Below are 14,114 nucleotides of genomic sequence, written 5' to 3'. Positions count from 1 at the left end.
GACCCGGACCGGGTCGCCGCCCGGCTGAGCCACGCCCGACCGAGCGCCGGCGACACCCCCTGCGCCGAATTCGCTTACCGGGTAAGCGACTCCCACGCGGAGACCGTCCCCGGCCGGCGGCCGGGACGACGCCGCGACGCTGACGGTACGAGGAGCGCGCCGGATGGCGGAGGGACGCGCCGCGGAGCCGGGCACCGAACCGGAACCGAGCGCACCGGACTGCCGGCCCCGGCGGAACCGGGCGGCACGGGCCGCTCAGAAGCGGGGGTGCTCCCCGCGCAGCTGCACCCGGGCGCCGAGCTCGCCGGAACCGGCACCGTCGACGTCGCCGATCCGGCCGACCTCGCCCAGGATCCAGGCGGGCACGTGCCGCGCGGTGAGGACGGCCAGGGCGCGGTCGACGTCCTCGGGCGGGAGCACCGCGACCATCCCGACGCCCATGTTGAACGTCTTCTCCATCTCCGCACGCTCGACGCGGCCGCGGGACTGGATCAGCTTGAAGATCGGCGCCGGCGTCCAGGAGCCGCGTTCCACGGTGGCGGCGAGACCGTCGGGCAGCACCCGCTCCAGGTTGCGGGCCAGCCCGCCGCCGGTGATGTGGGAGAACGTCCGCACGCCGGTCTCGGCGGTGATCGCCAGGCAGTCCTTGGCGTAGATCCGGGTCGGAACGAGCAGCTCCTCGCCGAGGGAGTGGTCGAACTCCTCCAGCTCACCGGCCAGCGGCAGCCGGGCGATGTCGAGCAGCACGTGACGGGCCAGAGAGTATCCGTTGGAGTGCAGCCCGGAGGAGCCGAGCGCGACCAGCACGTCGCCGGGGCGGACCCGCTCGGGTCGCAGCATCTTCTCGGCGTCGACGACACCGACACCGGTCGCGGAGAGGTCGTAGGCGCCCTCCTCCATCAGGCCGGGGTGCTCGGCGGTCTCGCCGCCGAGCAGCGCGCAGCCCGCGGTCTGGCAGCCCTCCGCGATGCCGCGCACGAGTGTCGCCACCTTGTCGGGGACGATCTTGCCGATGGCGATGTAGTCCTGCAGGAACAGCGGCTCGGCCCCGCAGACCACCAGGTCGTCGACGACCATCGCGACGAGGTCCTGACCGATGGTGTCGTGCTTGTCCATCGCCTGCGCGATCGCGACCTTGGTGCCGACGCCGTCGGTCGAGGCGGCCAGCACCGGCTCGGAGTACTTGCCGAACTTCGCCGCGAACAGGCCCGCGAACCCGCCGATGCCGCCGCGCACCTCGGGCCGGGTCGCCTTCTCGGCGAACGGACGAAAACGTTCGACCGCCTGCTCCCCCGCATCGATGTCCACCCCCGCGGAGGCGTAGCTGGCGGGGCCGGGCTCGGTCGAGGGCATGCGTGGTCTCTCCAGGTCGGGGCGGGGTCGTGATCGGGTGCCGCTACGGGCGGGTCAGCGCTTCCCCGGCACCGTATCCGACGGACAACGGCCCCGGATCGCCAGAGGCCGCACCGGACGCCGTCGGCTCCGGGACGTCCTCCAGCAGGTGCTTGCCGAGCTGGGCCTCCTCCGGCAGCGGGATCGGGTACTCCCCGTCGAAGCAGGCGCAGCACAGCCGCGAGCGTGGCTGCTCGGAGGCGGCGACCATCTGGTCGACCGAGACGTAGCCGAGGCTGTCCGAGCCGATCGAGCGTCGGACGCCCTCGGTGTCGGCGCCGTTGGCGATGAGCTCGGCCCGGCTGGCGAAGTCGATGCCGTAGAAGCAGGGCCAGCGCACCGGCGGCGAGGCGATCCGCACGTGCACCTCGAGCGCGCCGGCCTCGCGCAGCATCCGCACCAGCGCGCGCTGGGTGTTGCCGCGGACGATCGAGTCGTCGACGACGACCAGGCGCTTGCCGCGGATGACGTTGCGCAGCGGGTTCAGCTTCAGCCGGATGCCGAGCTGGCGGATGGTCTGGCTGGGCTGGATGAAGGTCCTCCCGACGTAGGCGTTCTTCACCAGGCCCTGGCCGTAGGGGATGCCGGAGCCCTGGGCGTAGCCGATCGCGGCCGGGGTGCCGGACTCCGGGACCGGGATGACCAGGTCGGCCTCGACCGGGTGCTCCTCGGCGAGCCGGCGGCCGATCTCGACCCGGGTGTCGTAGACCGAGCGGCCGGCGATGGTGGTGTCCGGGCGCGCCAGGTAGACGTACTCGAACACGCAGCCCTTCGGCTCCGGGGCGGCGAAGCGCTGGCTGCGGATGCCGTCGGAGTCGATCGCGATGAGCTCGCCCGGCTCGACCTCGCGGACGAAGGAGGCACCGACGATGTCCAGCGCCGCCGTCTCCGACGCGACGACCCAGCCCCGCTCCAGGCGGCCCAGCACCAGCGGGCGGACGCCGTGGGAGTCACGGGCGGCGTAGAGGGTGTTCTCGTCGGCGAAGGTCAGCGAGAACGCGCCGCGCAGCCGCGGCAGCAGCCGCATCGCGGCCTCGTAGACGCCGAGGTCCGCCGCGCCCGCGGCGAGCAGCTCGGTGAGCAGGTCGGAGTCGGTGGTCGCGCGCAGCCCGGACCGCTTGCGGTTCTCCAGCTTCGCGACGGCGTCGCGCAGCTCGGCGGTGTTGACGAGGTTGCCGTTGTGGCCCAGCGCGAGGCCCGAGCCCGCGGCGGTGGTCCGGAACGTCGGCTGGGCGTTCTCCCAGGTCGTCGCGCCGGTCGTCGAATAGCGGCAGTGCCCGACGGCGAGGTGCCCGCGCAGCGAGGACAGCGTCTGCTCGTCGAACACCTGGCTGACCAGGCCGAGGTCCTTGAACACCACGGTGCGACGGCCGTCGGACACGGCGATGCCGGCGGCCTCCTGGCCGCGGTGCTGCAGCGCGTAGAGGCCGTAGTAGGTCATCTTCGCGACGTCCTCGCCGGGGGCCCAGACGCCGAACACACCGCACTCCTCGCGGGGTCCTGACTCGTCGGGCTCGGGGGCGGGGGGGGCGACAGGGGTGAGGGAGAGGGTTCGTTCAGGGCTGACGTGCTCGTTCCGGACGGAACTCAACGCGGCGCTCCTCGGCTGGCGGCGTACCGGGACCAGGGCACGACTGTACGCCCCGAGATCACCCATCCCCAGGTACGGGGACAGGGGTCACGTCGGCGTCGCACACCGCTCCCGTCCGGTCACGGCGTGCGCAGCGGCAGGAACGAGGCGATCTCCCCCGCCCGCGACCCCGACGCGGACACCCGCCCGGTGGCGACGGCGTCGTCCCAGCTCAGGCGGCCGATGGCGAGCGCGATCCAGGTCCGCGGATCGGCCTCGACGACGTTCGGCGGGGTGCCGCGGGTGTGCCGCGGCCCCTCGACGCACTGCACCGCACCGAACGGCGGGACCCGCACCTCGACGCTGCGGCCGGGGGCACGCCGGGCCAGCTCGTCCAGTGACTCCCTGACCGCGGCCTTGCGCACCGCCCGCTCCGGCTCGACGTCCCGGTCGACCCAGTCCGCGAGGAGGTCGGACATCAGACCGAGACGGCGCCGAACCGCGCGGGGAGGGTGCCCTCCCAGGCGGTGCGCAGCTCGTCGAGCGGCACCGCGCCGACGGCGTCGCCCAGGTCGAGGACGTCGCCGCCGGTCTCGCCGAGCCGCAGCGCAGGAACACCGGCCTCGGCGGCGCGGACGAGGAACGCGTCGGCCCCGGCGGCGGGAACGGTGACCAGCACCCGTCCGGCGGACTCGGCGAACAGCGCGGTGAAGGAGTCCTCGTGCACCCCGGCCAGGTCGACGCGGGCGCCCCGGCCCCCGGCGAGTGCGGCCTCGACCAGACCCTGGGCCAGGCCGCCGTCGGACAGGTCGTGGCTTCCGGTCAGGGCCCGGTCCGCGGCCGCGGCCGCCAGGAGCTGCGCGAGGCGCCGTTCGTGCTCCAGGTCCACGGCGGGCGGCCGTCCGCCGAGGTGCCCGTGCACCTCGTGCGCCCACTCCGACCCGCCGAACTCGGCGGTGGTGGTGCCGAGCAGGACGACCGTGTCGCCGTCGGCACCGGCGAACCCGGACCGGACCGCGGTGGTGACGTCGTCGATCACGCCGAGCACGCCGACGACCGGGGTCGGCAGGATCGCCGTCGTCCCGGTCTGGTTGTAGAAGCTCACGTTGCCGCCGGTGACCGGGGTGCCCAGCACCGCGCAGCCGTCGGCGAGGCCGCGCACGGCCTGCTCGAACTGCCACATGACGTGCGGGTCCTCCGGCGAGCCGAAGTTCAGGCAGTCGGTGACGGCGAGCGGGACGGCGCCGGAGGTCGCGACGTTGCGGTAGGCCTCGGCCAGCGCGAGCTGCGCGCCGACGTACGGGTCGAGCGCGACGAAGCGGGAGTTGCAGTCGGTCGCGACGGCGATGCCGCGGCCGGTGGACTCGTCGACCTGCACGACCCCGGAGTCGGCGCCGTGCGCGGCGACGGTGTTGCCGCGCACGTAGCGGTCGTACTGGTCGGTGACCCAGGCCCGCGACGCGAGGTTCGGCGCGGCGGCCATCCGCAGGATCTCCGCGCGCAGCTCGGACGGGGTCTCCGGGCGGGGCAGCGCCTCCGGCGAGTCCGCGTTCAGCGCGTCCTGCTTCGCGTCGTCCCGGGCGACCGGGCGGGTGTAGACCGGGCCCTCGTGGGCGACGGTGCGCGGCGGCACGTCGACGACGGTCTCCCCCTGGGAGGTGATCACCAGGCGGTCGCCGTCGGTGACCTCGCCGATCACGGTGGCGATGGTGTCCCACTTGCGGCAGACGGCGAGGAAGGCCTCGACGTTCTCCGGGGTCACGACCGCGCACATCCGCTCCTGGGACTCCGAGGAGAGGATCTCGGCGGCGGTCATGCCGGTGGCACGCAGCGGAACGGCGTCGAGGTCGACGTGCATGCCGCCGTCGCCGGCGGAGGCGAGCTCGGAGGTCGCACACGACAGCCCGGCACCACCGAGGTCCTGGATGCCGACGACCAGCCCGGCCGCGAACAGCTCCAGGCAGCACTCGATGAGGACCTTCTCGGTGAACGGGTCGCCGACCTGGACGCTCGGGAGCTTCTTGCGCCCGGTGCCGCCGCTCTCGGCGTCGAAGGTCTCCGACGCCAGCACCGAGACACCGCCGATGCCGTCCAGCCCGGTCGTCGCCCCGAACAGAATGATCTTGTTGCCGGTGCCGGAGGCGAACGCGAGGTGCAGGTCCTCGGTCTTCAACGCGCCCACGCACAGCGCGTTGACCAGCGGGTTCCCCGCGTAGGACGGGTCGAAGACGACCTCGCCCGCGACGTTCGGCAGACCGAGGCAGTTCCCGTAGCCGCCGACCCCGGCGACGATGCCGGGCAGCACCCGGCCGGTGTCGTCGGCGTCGAGCGGGCCGAAGCGCAGCGGGTCGCCGACGGCGATCGGGCGCGCGCCCATCGCCATGATGTCGCGGACGATGCCGCCGACACCGGTCGCCGCGCCCTGGTAGGGCTCGACGTAGGACGGGTGGTTGTGCGACTCGACCTTGAAGGTGACCGCCCAGCCGTCGCCGACGGACACGACACCCGCGTTCTCGCCGATCCCGGCGAGCATCGTCGAGCGCATCTGTTCGGTGGTGGTCTCACCGAAGTAGCGCAGGTGGACCTTGGAGGACTTGTAGGAGCAGTGCTCGCTCCACATCACCGAGTACATCGCGAGCTCGGCGTCGGTGGGCCGGCGGCCGAGGATCTCCCGGATGCGGGCGTACTCGTCGTCCTTGAGCCCCAGCTCCCGGAAGGGCTGCGGCTGCTCCGGAGTGGCCTCGGCGTGCTTGACGGAATCGACCGGCACCTGGGACTGCGTCACGGGGCCAGGGTAGACGGACCGCCCCGGTCCACGTCCCGGCACGGTGCCGGGGCCCACAGGCGGGGTTCCCCACAGCGGGCCCCGGGAGGGGTCGGAGACGGAGACGGCCGGTGGTCCGCGGGGACCACCGGCCGGGCCGTGCGTCGACGGTGGGTCGGGCGCCGGGTCAGGCGGTGGCCCGGGCCAGCACCGAGGTGAACAGGCCGAGGCCGTCGGCGGACGGGCCGGTCAGCCCGCTGGTCGCGTGCTCCGGGTGCGGCATGAGGCCGACGACGTTGCCCGCCGGGTTGGTGATGCCGGCGATGTCACGCGTCGAGCCGTTGGGGGCGGGCTCGCTGTAGCGGAACACCACGCGGCCCTCGCCCTCCAGCTCGTCGAGGGTCGCGGCGTCGGCGACGTAGCGCCCCTCCTGCGACTTCAGCGGGATCGTCAGCCGGTCCCCCGCGGTGTAGTCGCCGGTCCACGCGGTCTGCGCGTTCTCCACGGTCAGCTCGAGATCCCGGCACAGGAAGTGCAGCCCGGCGTTCGCGACGAGCGCGCCCGGGAGCAGGTGTGCCTCGCAGAGGATCTGGAAGCCGTTGCAGATGCCGAGCACCGGCAGACCGCGCCCGGCGCCCGCCACGACCTCGGTCATGATCGGCGCCAGGCTCGCGATCGCCCCGGCGCGCAGGTAGTCGCCGTAGGAGAACCCACCCGGCACGACGACGGCGTCCACACCCTGCAGGTCGTGGTCGCCGTGCCACAGCGGGACGGCCTCGGCGCCGGCGCGGCGGACCGCGCGGGCGGCGTCGGCGTCGTCGAGGGTCCCCGGGAAGGTGATCACACCGACGCGGGTGCTCACAGCCGGGTCACCGTCCAGTCCTCGATCACCGGGTTCGCCAGCAGCGAACCGGCGAGCCGGTGCAGGGTCTCGTCGTCGACGCCGTCGGAGACCTCCAGCTCGAAGTGCTTGCCCTGCCGCACCCCGCTCACCCCGGACACACCGATCCGAGCGAGCGCCCGGGTCACGGCCTGACCCTGCACGTCGAGGATCTCGGGCTTGGGCATCACGTCCACCACCACTCTGGCCACGGGGTCAGCCTACGGTGAACAGGGGCGACGGCTCGACGTGCGTGCCCTCACCATCGGCCCATGCGGATCCTCGTCCTGGGTGGCACGGTGTTCCTCTCCCGCGCGGTCGCCGCGGCGGCGCTCGCCGCGGGGCACGCGGTGACCTGCGTGTCCCGTGGTGTCTCCGGGGCGCCACCGGACGGCGCGGAGGCGGTGATCGCCGACCGGTCCCGGCCCGGGGCGCTGGCCGCGGCGCTGCACGGGCGCACGTTCGACGCCGTCGTGGACGTCGCGACGATGTCGGCGCCGTGGGTCCGCGACGCCCTCGACGCGCTGCACGGCCGGTTCGGGCACTGGACCTTCGTCTCCTCGGTCAACGCCTACGCCGACCTGTCGCTGCGCGGCGGGACCGTGGCGCAGCCGACCCTGGCACCGCTGCACGGCCGGCCCGACGAGGAGCTCGCGAAGCGGGACCCGGACGTCTACGGCGCCGCGAAGGTCGCGAGCGAGCAGGCCGTGCGGGAACGGGCCGGCGACCGGGCGCACGTGGTGCGCGGCGGCCTGATGTGCGGGCACGGCGACCTGTCCGACCGCTACGGCTACTGGGCGGACCGGTTCGCCCGTGGGGGCCGGGTGGTCGTCCCGGACGTGCCCGCCCAGCCGATGCAGCTCGTCGACGTCGACGACCTCGCGGCCTGGATCGTGGCCTGCGCGGCCGACGGCACCACCGGCACCCACGACGGCGCCGGCCCGCGGTCCACCCTGGACCGGGTGCTCGCCGAGACCGCCGCCGCCGTGGGCGCCGACGACCTGGAGCTCGTCCGGATCCCGGAACCGACGCTGGCGGAGCAGGGCGTGGGGATCTGGGCCGGCCCGCGGTCGTTGCCGCTCCGGCTGCCGGAAGAGCTCTGGGGCATGGTCGACCGGGACGTCACCACGACGCTCGCCGCGGGCCTGACCCCCCGCCCGCTCGCCGACACCGCCCGCGCCGCGCTGGCGTGGGACCGTGGGCTCGGCGCCGGTCGGGAGCGCCGGGCCGGGCTCACCGACGCCGAGGAACGGGCCGTGCTGCGAGCGCTCGGCTGAGCGGAGCGACGTGCCACCCACCCCCCGACCGGGCATGCTGGTCCCATGCACCTGACGCACTACGGCCACGCCTGCGTCCTGGTCGACACCGGGTCGGCCAGGCTCCTGTTCGACCCGGGCACGTTCTCCACCGGCTTCGAGGCCCTCGACGGCCTGGACGCGATCCTGGTCACCCACCAGCACTTCGACCACGTCGACGCCGACGCGCTGCGCACACTGCTGCGCGCCAACCCCGACGCCGCCCTGGTCACCGACGGCCAGACCGCCGAGCAGCTGGACGGCATCGACGCCCGCACCGCCGCCCCCGGCGACGTGCTGGCCCTCGGTGGCGCCGAGGTGACCGTCGTCGGGTCCGGGGACCATGCGCAGATCCACCCGGACATCCCGCTGGTGGCGAACAACGGCTACCTCGTCGACGGCGCGCTCCTGCACCCCGGCGACGCCTACGTCCCGCCGGGCGTCGAGGAGCTGGCGACGCTGCTGCTCCCGACCGGCGCGCCGTGGTTGAAGGTGTCCGAGGCCGTCGACTACCTGCGGGCGGTCGCGCCGCGCACGGTCGTCCCGATCCACGAGGGCACCCTCGCGAACCCGGCGCTGCACTACCGGTTCTTCGACAACCTGGGTCCCGACGCCACCACGCTCCTGGTCCCCGACCGGGAGAAGGCGATCACCGTCTGATGGCGCTGCAGTGGGAGCAGGTCGTCGTCGACGCCCGGGACCCGATCCGGCTCGGCCGCTGGTGGGCCGAGGCCCTGGACTGGACGGTGGCGAACGCCTCGGCGGCGGAGTTCGAGATCCAGCCGGCCGCGGGTGTCACCCCCGGGCTGATCTTCGTGCCGGTCGCGGAGGGCAAACGGACCAAGAACCGGCTGCACATCGATCTGCGACCGGACGGCGTGCGCGACTCCGAGGTCGCCCGGTTGCTCATGCTGGGCGCGACCCGGGTCGACGTCGGCCAACACCGCGTCCCGGCCGACGAGGTGTCCTGGACGGTGCTCGCCGACCCCGAGGGCAACGAGTTCTGCGTGCTCGGCGAGCGGCGGACCTGACACCTGTCCACAGGTGGCACCGGTTGTCCACAGGGGAACACACACTGTGGACAACCGGGCCGATCGCCGGGGAGCTCCTAGGCTGCCGGGGCCGCGGCGCGGAACAGCGTGCGGTGCACGGCGCCGACGGCGCCCGCTCCGCGCGCCGCGTCGACGGCGGCCAGCGCGGCCTCGACGCGGTGCTCGCGGCGCAGGTCCTTGGCCCGCAGCGCGAGCCGGACGAGCCCTCCGCGCTCGGCGGTACGCACGGCCTGCTGCTCCAGCGCCCGTCCGCGACGGCGTTCCCCCGCACGGCGCTCGCCCCGCCAGGGCTCGGACGAGCGGAAGGTGAGCACCCGCGAGCGCAGCACCGGACCGCCGGTCGCGCGGACGGTCGTCTCGTCGGCGCACAGGCCGAAGCCGAGGTCGGCGAGCGCGTCGAGGGTGCCCTCGGAGGCCATCCAGCCGGGCGGGGCGAAGCCGTCGGTGGACAGCCCGGTCGCGAGCAGGATGCGCCGGGCACCGGTCAGCCGCAGGCCCGCCTCGTGCCGGGGCAGCGCGCCGAACTCGGTGCGCCGCCCGATCCGCGGGACGGTGCCGTTCTGCCAGGCCCCCACCGGGTCGCTCGTGTGGTCGAAGCCGTGCAGGAGCAGGTCGTCCCCGGCTCGGACGCGGCCGGCGATCCAGCGGACCAGGTCGTCGCCGCGGCGCAGCGGTCCTTCAGGACCCTTGGGCTGCACGAGATGGGTCAGCGGCACGCCGCGCCGGTCCAGCTCCGCGGCGAACGCGGCGGCGCGGGCGCGGTCGGCGTCGTCGGAGTCGGTCAGGCCGGACAGCGAGACCAGCAGCGTGCTCATGGCCCCATCCGACCCGACCGAGATGAACCCCGGGTGGAGCCGCCGGATCGCGCGGACGACGATCGGCGGGCGTTCTCAGCGGGCCGTGAACCCGCCGTCGACCCGCAGCTCGGCCCCGTTGACCATGGCGGCCTCGGCCGAGGCCAGGTAGACGACGGCCGCGGCGACCTCCGACGGCTCGGCGAAGCGGCGCGCCGGGATCTCGGCGCGGTGCGCGTCCCCGGCCGGGTTGTCCCACGCCGCGCGGCCCAGGTCGGTGAGCACGACCGTCGGCGAGACGGCGTTCACCGTCACCCCGTGCGGCCCCCACTCGACGGCGAGGGTGCGGGTGAGCCCGTTGATCCCAGCCTTGGACGCGCAGTAGGCCGCGTGCTGCTCCAGCCCGCTGCTCGCCGCCTGCGAGGCGAGGTTCACGATCCGCCCGTACCCCTGCCCGACCATGACCCGGCCCGCGGCGCGGGCCATCAGCCAGGACCCGGTGAGGTTCACGTCCAGGGTGCGGCGCCAGTCGTCGATCCCCAGCTCCAGGGCGGGGGCGAGGCGCGCGATCCCGGCCGAGTTGACCAGCACGTCGACCCGGCCGTGCCGGGCGACGACCTCGTCGACGCAGGCCGCCGCGGCGTCGGGGTCCGCGACGTCGACGACGTGGGTCGACGCGCGGACGTCCGGGACTCCGTCGGTGCGCAGGTCCGCGGCGGCGACCACCGCGCCCTGCCCGGCGAGCGCCCGGACCACCTCGGCGCCGATCCCCGACGCGGCCCCGGTGACGAGCGCGACCGACCCGGTGAGGTCGAACATCAGCAGTCCGTCCCGACGGTCTCCGCCTCGGCGAGGCGCTCGCCGTCGCGCCGGTCGTAGGAGTCGAGCGCGGCGACCTTCTCCGCCGACGCGCTCGCCGGGTCGAACCGGTGGTCGAGCCAGCCGTCGACGAGCGTGCGCGCGAGCTCGATGCCGACCACGCGCTGGCCCATGCAGAGGACCTGCGCGTTGTTGGACTTCACCGAGCGCTCCACGGAGAACGGGTCGTGCGCGGTGACCGCACGAACCCCCGGCACCTTGTTCGCCGAGATCGCCACGCCCAGCCCGGTCCCGCAGATGAGCAGGCCACGGTCGGACTCCCCGTCCGCGATCCGGCGGGCCGCGGCGACGCCGATGTGCGGGTAGGCGGTGTGCCCGTCCGCGCCGACGCCGATGTCGACCACCTCGGCGACGCGGTCGTCGGCCTCCAGATCGGCCTTCAGCTTCTCCTTGTAGTCGTAGCCGGCGTCGTCGGCGCCCACCACGATGCGCAGCTTCTCGCTCACGTCTGCTCCTCCTGCGACGTCAGGACGTCGGCGACGGCCGTGACGATCAGGCCGAGGCTGGTCGCCCCGGCGTCGGGTGTGCCCACGCTCTTCTCGGCCAGCGGGCGGGCCCGTCCGATCCGTGGCCTCAGGTCGGCGGTCTCGGCGGCGGCGCCGGTCGCGGTCGCGGCGGCGGCCGTCCACGCGCCGGCCAGGTCCTCGCCGGCACCGACCCGGCGCTCCAGCTCGTCGACGAAGGGCAGCAGCGCGTCGAGCAGGGTCTTGTCCCCCGCCTGCGCCCCGCCCAGCTGCTGGATCGTCGTCGCGAACTCCCGGGTCCCGGCGACGACGGTCGCGGCCGGGTAGCCGTCGGCGGTGTCGCCGAGGTGCCGCCCGAACGCCTCGAGCGCGGCGCCCCACAACACCCCCGAGGTGCCGCCGGCGCGCTCGGCCCAGGCCTGTCCCGCCTGCTGGAGCGCCCAGCCGCCGCCGACGTCGTCGCCGAGCTCGCCGACCCGGGCGGTGGCGGCGGTGATGCCCTTGAGCATGCCGCGGCCGTGGTCGCCGTCGCCCGCGACGGCGTCGATGCGGCCGAGTTCGTGCTCGTGGGAGCGGATCGTCGACTCCACCGCCGCCAGTGCGGTGCGCACGGTGCCGGCGAGCCCGCGGGCCGCCCCGCTCGCGGCGGGTGCGGTGACGACGGCGTCGGCCTCGGCGAGCTCGTCGGCGGTCGGCTCGCGCAGCGCCGCCACCGGGGCCGCGGACTTGCGGTAGGCGGGGGTGTAGGCGTCCGCCCGCCAGAGCGGCTCCAGCTCGTCGTCGAGCCACATCAGGGTGAGCGAGCAGCCGCCCATGTCGAGGCTGGTCACGAGCTCGCCGACCTCCGGGTCGACGATCGCGTACCCGGCGTCGCGCAGCCGCGGCGCGACGTGGCGCCACAGCAGGAACAGCTCCTCGTACTTGGTGGTGCCCAGCCCGTTGAGGATCGCCCCGACCCGGCCGGGCGCTCCCGCGGGCGCGTGCTTCAGCACGTCGTCGACCAGCAGCTCCGCCAGCTCGCGGGCGGGCAGCATCGGGACGTCGCGGATGCCGGGCTCACCGTGGATGCCCAGGCCGAGACCGAGGTGACCGTCCGGGACGGTAAACAGCGGCTCGTCCTCGCCGGGCATCGTGCAGCCCGAGAACGCGACGCCGAGCGTGCGGGTCGCGGCGTTCGCCCGGTTCCCGATGCGCTCGACCTCGTCGAGGTCGGCACCGCGTGCGGCGGCCGCGCCCATCGCCTTGAACACGGTGAAGTCGCCCGCGATCCCGCGGCGGCGCGACGGTTCGTCGGCGGAGGCGACGTCGTCGGTGACCACGACGACGCGGGTGTCGATCCCCTCGGCGCGCAGCCGGTCGGCGGCGATCCCGAAGTTGATCGTGTCACCGGCGTAGTTGCCGAAGCTGAAGACCACGCCGCGGCCCTGGTCGGCGGCCTTCGCGACCGAGTAGGCCTGGGCCGCCGACGGCGAGGTGAAGATGTTGCCGACGACGGCGCCGTGTGCCATCCCCGGCCCGACCGTCCCGCAGAACGCCGGGTAGTGGCCGGAGCCGCCCCCGATGACGACGGCGACCTGCGGGCCGCCGTCGCCACGGTGGGCGACCACACCGCCGTGCACCCCTCGGACACGGTCGGCGTAGAGGTCGAGGAAGCCGGCCAACTGGTCGTCGGCGAACGTGGCGGGGTCGTCGTGGATCCTGGTCACGAGGTCTCCTTCACGGGGGTCGCGACGGCGGCGCGGGGCTCGGGTGCGTCCTGCGGCACGTTCAGGAACGAGACCATCACGAAGGCCGCGGCGTAGAGGGCGACGAAGGCCCACACGACGCCGACGTTGCCGGTGCCGAGCGCCAGCATCAGGGCGACGACACCCGAACCGAGGAAGGCCGCACCACCGGCGGCGGTGGTGTACATGGCCATCGCGGCGCCCTGGTGGTCGGGTGCGAGCGCGGGCATGATCGCGCCCATCGGGACGAACCCGGCGAGCAGGCAGCCGAAGACGCAGCCCGCGGCGACCGAGACCCAGAATCCCCAGGTCGACCCGGCCGGGACCAGCTGCGGCACGTACCACCAGAGCAGCAGGCCGACCGCGGAGCCGAACACGCCGAACCACTGCACGGTGCGACGCCAGCCCCACCGGTCGCCGACGGCCCCGAACACCGCGTTGACCAGGATGTTCGTCGCGTAGACGAACACGGTCATGGTCAGCCAGCGGCTCTGACCCCAGCCGAGGTCCACCGCGATGACCGCCGGCAGGATGATGAACATGCCGTACTGCGGCGCGGTGTTGATCAGCCGCACCAGGAAACCCATGAGGATCTTCGGGTTGGCCGCGGTCAGCCGCAGCCCGGCGGTCAGCACCTGGCCGGTGGTCTCCCCCGCCGGCGCCAGCCGCTGCGTGGCGTGCGGCTCGTGCACCCCGAAGCGGGCGATCAGGTACCCGGCGACCACGAGCGCGGTCGAGCCGACCATCGCGGCGGTCTCGCCGCCGGTGCTCCCGCCGAAGGCCGGGATCATGCCGAGTGCGAAGAGCGAGCCCAGCGTGGGCAGGCCGCCGGTGAACATGACGTAGAACCAGCCGACGGCGACGCCGTTGCGCGAGTAGGGCGTGACGACGTTGATCCACACCAGGAAGGCGAACGCGAACAGCGGGTAGCCGAAGCCGCGCAGGAAGTAGGTGGCGGCGACCAGCGGGAGGCTGCCGATCTGCAGGCTCAGCAGGAACAGCACCTCGAACACGACCCAGACGGCGACACCGAGGGTCATGACGCGGCGCGGCCCCCACAGGTCGGCGAGCGCTCCGGAGAGGTAGCTGGCGACGAGCACAGCCAGGCTGTAGCCGGTGATGATCGTCGCGACGGTGGCCTCGGGCGAGCCGAGCACCGCCTCGATGTGCGGGGAGATGAAGTTGGACTCGGTCCCGTTGCCGGTCATGAAGACCAGCACGCCGAGGAAGCCCCAGCGCAGGCTGTGCGGGATGCCGATGCGGTCGAGGAAGGTCTCGCGCGGTGTCGTCGTCGACATGG

General features: G+C 74.1%; 14 protein-coding genes. 3 read left to right on the top strand and 11 right to left on the bottom strand.

Annotated elements, in window-relative coordinates; all coding sequences use genetic code 11:
* Positions 1 to 255: 255 nt before the first annotated feature.
* From purM to purS, 6 genes are all read right to left on the bottom strand, one after another.
* Positions 256 to 1,353 (bottom strand): phosphoribosylformylglycinamidine cyclo-ligase, encoded by a 1,098-nt coding sequence (gene purM, locus Ae717Ps2_RS00425; protein ID WP_020626716.1) that lies wholly within the window; start codon positions 1,351 to 1,353, stop codon positions 256 to 258.
* Positions 1,354 to 1,396: 43 nt separating this feature from the next.
* On the bottom strand, positions 1,397 to 2,983 hold the full coding sequence (purF, locus tag Ae717Ps2_RS00420) for an amidophosphoribosyltransferase (RefSeq protein WP_075308760.1): 1,587 nt from the start codon (positions 2,981 to 2,983) through the stop codon (positions 1,397 to 1,399).
* Positions 2,984 to 3,102: 119 nt separating this feature from the next.
* On the bottom strand, positions 3,103 to 3,441 hold the full coding sequence (locus Ae717Ps2_RS00415; protein WP_075308762.1) for a sterol carrier family protein: 339 nt from the start codon (positions 3,439 to 3,441) through the stop codon (positions 3,103 to 3,105).
* Positions 3,441 to 5,747, bottom strand: coding sequence for a phosphoribosylformylglycinamidine synthase subunit PurL (gene purL, locus Ae717Ps2_RS00410; RefSeq protein WP_075308764.1), 2,307 nt, complete (start codon positions 5,745 to 5,747; stop codon positions 3,441 to 3,443). The genes Ae717Ps2_RS00415 and purL overlap by 1 nt, the downstream gene beginning before the upstream one ends.
* Before the next feature lie 166 nt (positions 5,748 to 5,913).
* Positions 5,914 to 6,588, bottom strand: coding sequence for a phosphoribosylformylglycinamidine synthase subunit PurQ (purQ, locus tag Ae717Ps2_RS00405; protein WP_075308766.1), 675 nt, complete (start codon positions 6,586 to 6,588; stop codon positions 5,914 to 5,916).
* Complete coding sequence (gene purS, locus Ae717Ps2_RS00400) at positions 6,585 to 6,818, bottom strand: phosphoribosylformylglycinamidine synthase subunit PurS (protein WP_043278022.1); 234 nt, start codon at positions 6,816 to 6,818, stop codon at positions 6,585 to 6,587. The genes purQ and purS overlap by 4 nt, the downstream gene beginning before the upstream one ends.
* A gap of 60 nt (positions 6,819 to 6,878) precedes the next feature.
* Between purS and Ae717Ps2_RS00395 the strand changes: the two genes are divergently transcribed.
* From Ae717Ps2_RS00395 to Ae717Ps2_RS00385, 3 genes are read left to right on the top strand one after another with little or no spacing between them, the layout of a single operon-like run.
* A complete protein-coding gene (locus tag Ae717Ps2_RS00395; RefSeq protein ID WP_075308768.1) occupies positions 6,879 to 7,883 on the top strand; it encodes an NAD-dependent epimerase/dehydratase family protein in 1,005 nt (334 codons plus the stop codon).
* Between the two features lie 45 nt (positions 7,884 to 7,928).
* The gene (locus tag Ae717Ps2_RS00390) at positions 7,929 to 8,561 is read left to right on the top strand and encodes an MBL fold metallo-hydrolase (RefSeq protein ID WP_075308773.1); all 633 of its coding nucleotides are present in this window, start codon (positions 7,929 to 7,931) and stop codon (positions 8,559 to 8,561) included.
* Positions 8,561 to 8,932 (top strand): VOC family protein, encoded by a 372-nt coding sequence (locus tag Ae717Ps2_RS00385; RefSeq protein ID WP_020623699.1) that lies wholly within the window; start codon positions 8,561 to 8,563, stop codon positions 8,930 to 8,932. Before Ae717Ps2_RS00390 ends, Ae717Ps2_RS00385 begins: the two co-directional genes overlap by 1 nt.
* 77 nt (positions 8,933 to 9,009) lie before the next feature.
* Here the strand turns inward: Ae717Ps2_RS00385 and Ae717Ps2_RS00380 are convergent, their stop codons facing one another.
* The 5 genes from Ae717Ps2_RS00380 to Ae717Ps2_RS00360 form a co-directional block, all read right to left on the bottom strand.
* A complete protein-coding gene (locus Ae717Ps2_RS00380; protein ID WP_233147396.1) occupies positions 9,010 to 9,768 on the bottom strand; it encodes a DUF2334 domain-containing protein in 759 nt (252 codons plus the stop codon).
* A gap of 75 nt (positions 9,769 to 9,843) precedes the next feature.
* Positions 9,844 to 10,566, bottom strand: a complete 723-nt coding sequence (locus tag Ae717Ps2_RS00375; protein WP_075308775.1) for a GolD/DthD family dehydrogenase — start codon at positions 10,564 to 10,566, stop codon at positions 9,844 to 9,846.
* Entirely contained in the window at positions 10,566 to 11,072 is a 507-nt protein-coding gene (locus Ae717Ps2_RS00370) for a ribose-5-phosphate isomerase (RefSeq protein ID WP_060713574.1), read from the bottom strand. Before Ae717Ps2_RS00370 ends, Ae717Ps2_RS00375 begins: the two co-directional genes overlap by 1 nt.
* On the bottom strand, positions 11,069 to 12,796 hold the full coding sequence (locus Ae717Ps2_RS00365; RefSeq protein WP_075308777.1) for a dihydroxyacetone kinase family protein: 1,728 nt from the start codon (positions 12,794 to 12,796) through the stop codon (positions 11,069 to 11,071). The genes Ae717Ps2_RS00370 and Ae717Ps2_RS00365 overlap by 4 nt, the downstream gene beginning before the upstream one ends.
* Positions 12,793 to 14,112 carry an RbtT/DalT/CsbX family MFS transporter gene (locus tag Ae717Ps2_RS00360; RefSeq protein WP_075332874.1) on the bottom strand — a complete coding sequence of 440 codons (1,320 nt, stop codon included), beginning with the start codon at positions 14,110 to 14,112 and terminating at the stop codon, positions 12,793 to 12,795. The genes Ae717Ps2_RS00365 and Ae717Ps2_RS00360 overlap by 4 nt, the downstream gene beginning before the upstream one ends.
* Positions 14,113 to 14,114: the final 2 nt, after the last annotated feature.

It is taken from the genome of Pseudonocardia sp. Ae717_Ps2 (assembly GCF_001932475.1).
Lineage (GTDB): Bacteria > Actinomycetota > Actinomycetes > Mycobacteriales > Pseudonocardiaceae > Pseudonocardia.
The sequence above is the reverse complement of the archived record's forward strand: the minus strand, read 5'-3'. Positions and strand labels throughout refer to the sequence as shown.

What these genes read in the sequence shown, in the direction of transcription:
- purM (WP_020626716.1), bottom strand. Translation starts at nt 1,353, where the DNA reads ATGCCCTCGACCGAGCCCGGCCCCGCCAGCTACGCCTCCGCGGGGGTG.
- Ae717Ps2_RS00415 (WP_075308762.1), bottom strand. Translation starts at nt 3,441, where the DNA reads ATGTCCGACCTCCTCGCGGACTGGGTCGACCGGGACGTCGAGCCGGAG.
- Ae717Ps2_RS00395 (WP_075308768.1), top strand. Translation starts at nt 6,879, where the DNA reads ATGCGGATCCTCGTCCTGGGTGGCACGGTGTTCCTCTCCCGCGCGGTC.
- Ae717Ps2_RS00390 (WP_075308773.1), top strand. Translation starts at nt 7,929, where the DNA reads ATGCACCTGACGCACTACGGCCACGCCTGCGTCCTGGTCGACACCGGG.
- Ae717Ps2_RS00385 (WP_020623699.1), top strand. Translation starts at nt 8,561, where the DNA reads ATGGCGCTGCAGTGGGAGCAGGTCGTCGTCGACGCCCGGGACCCGATC.
- Ae717Ps2_RS00380 (WP_233147396.1), bottom strand. Translation starts at nt 9,768, where the DNA reads ATGAGCACGCTGCTGGTCTCGCTGTCCGGCCTGACCGACTCCGACGAC.
- Ae717Ps2_RS00375 (WP_075308775.1), bottom strand. Translation starts at nt 10,566, where the DNA reads ATGTTCGACCTCACCGGGTCGGTCGCGCTCGTCACCGGGGCCGCGTCG.
- Ae717Ps2_RS00360 (WP_075332874.1), bottom strand. Translation starts at nt 14,112, where the DNA reads ATGTCGACGACGACACCGCGCGAGACCTTCCTCGACCGCATCGGCATC.